Raw genomic sequence first — 2,041 nt, 5'->3', positions numbered from 1 at the left:
TACCTAAACCACAACCCCGAACCGAAAACAGTCCAAGACCATGGGAGTTACTGGAGGTGGTAGCGGGAACCAACCACAAGGATTGCTTCCTCAGACACCCAACAGCGCGCCCCCCGACGCTTCTAGTCGCCGAGGGCAAAGTCCAATTCTCTTCAGCCACTCCCCACAACCCCGGAGGGTGTGAGGTCCACTTTCGAGTCCGACCAACGATAGAAGGTGTTGGTCTTCAAAAGACTCCTTAGAAAGGAGGTGATCCAGCCGCACCTTCCGGTACGGCTACCTTGTTACGACTTCGTCCCAATCGCCAGCCCCACCTTCACTCATTCCCTCCCCGAAGGGTTAGGCCACAAGTTTCGGGTGTTGCCGACTTTCATGACGTGACGGGCGGTGTGTACAAGGCCCGGGAACGTATTCACCGCGGCGTTGCTGATCCGCGATTACTAGCGACTCCACCTTCATGGGGTCGAGTTGCAGACCCCAATCCGAACTGAGACCGGCTTTAAGGGATTCGCTCCACCTTACGGTATCGCACGCCCATTGTACCGGCCATTGTAGCATGTTTGCAGCCCAAGACATAAGGGGCATGATGACTTGACGTCGTCCCCACCTTCCTCCGAGTTGACCCCGGCAGTCTCCCATGAGTCCCCACCATTACGTGCTGGCAACATGGAACAAGGGTTGCGCTCGTTGCGGGACTTAACCCAACATCTCACGACACGAGCTGACGACAGCCATGCACCACCTGTCACCCACCAACTAAATGACCCTGTATCTCTACAGGTCCACGGGTGATGTCAAACCTTGGTAAGGTTCTTCGCGTTGCGTCGAATTAAGCAACATGCTCCGCCGCTTGTGCGGGCCCCCGTCAATTCCTTTGAGTTTTAGCCTTGCGGCCGTACTCCCCAGGCGGGGCGCTTAATGCGTTAGCTACGGCGCGGAAACCGTGGAAAGTCCCCACACCTAGCGCCCAACGTTTACGGCATGGACTACCAGGGTATCTAATCCTGTTCGCTCCCCATGCTTTCGCTCCTCAGCGTCAGGTAAGGCCCAGAGACCCGCCTTCGCCACCGGTGTTCCTCCTGATATCTGCGCATTTCACCGCTACACCAGGAATTCCAGTCTCCCCTACCTACCTCTAGCATGCCCGTATCCACTGCAGAACCGGAGTTAAGCCCCGGTCTTTCACAGCAGACGCGACATGCCGCCTACGAGCTCTTTACGCCCAATAATTCCGGACAACGCTCGGACCCTACGTATTACCGCGGCTGCTGGCACGTAGTTAGCCGGTCCTTATTCCCCACCTACCGTCAACCCCACGAGAACGTGGAGCCTGCGTTGGTGGTAAAAGAGGTTTACAACCCGAAGGCCGTCATCCCCCACGCGGCGTCGCTGCATCAGGCTTTCGCCCATTGTGCAATATTCCCCACTGCTGCCTCCCGCAGGAGTCTGGGCCGTGTCTCAGTCCCAGTGTGGCCGGTCGCCCTCTCAGGCCGGCTACCCGTAATCGCCTTGGTAGGCCGTTACCCCACCAACAAGCTGATAGGCCGCGAGCCCATCCCTGACCGATAAAACTTTCCACCCTCCACCATGAGGTGGCGGGTCGTATCCGGTATTAGACGGCGTTTCCACCGCTTATCCCAGAGTCAGGGGCAGGTTGCTCACGTGTTACTCACCCGTTCGCCGCTCGTGTACCCCGAAGGGCCTTACCGCTCGACTTGCATGTGTTAAGCACGCCGCCAGCGTTCGTCCTGAGCCAGGATCAAACTCTCCATAAAGGTCAAACAATCCGTCCCGGCGACCAGGGGTCAGCCTGGGGCGGATAAACCTAGAAGAAATCCTGACCAACCAACTCGCGTTGGTTAATCAAAGGAACCCTACGCACCGAAGTGCGTCGGGGCCAAAACAAACATGGCTTAAAGAAAATCAAACACGCGCTGTTGAGTTCTCAAGAAACAATCACTCTTCCCGTACAAGCGCCAGAGTCTGAACTCTGTCTGCTCTTCCGGAGAAGGCTTCTGCTTTTCCGCCGCTTTCGCGGCGT

The 2,041-nt window shown here is 57.2% G+C and carries 1 rRNA gene; it reads right to left on the bottom strand.

The window, feature by feature from the left end:
* Positions 1 to 242 precede the first annotated feature (242 nt).
* Positions 243 to 1,775: ribosomal RNA gene (locus tag ACFYL4_RS27305) — 16S ribosomal RNA — on the bottom strand.
* Positions 1,776 to 2,041 lie beyond the last annotated feature (266 nt).

This window comes from Nocardiopsis sp. NPDC006938, assembly GCF_042869555.1.
Classification (GTDB): Bacteria; Actinomycetota; Actinomycetes; order Streptosporangiales; family Streptosporangiaceae; genus Nocardiopsis.
Note: the sequence above shows the minus strand (reverse complement) of the source record. Positions and strands in the feature narration are given on the sequence as shown.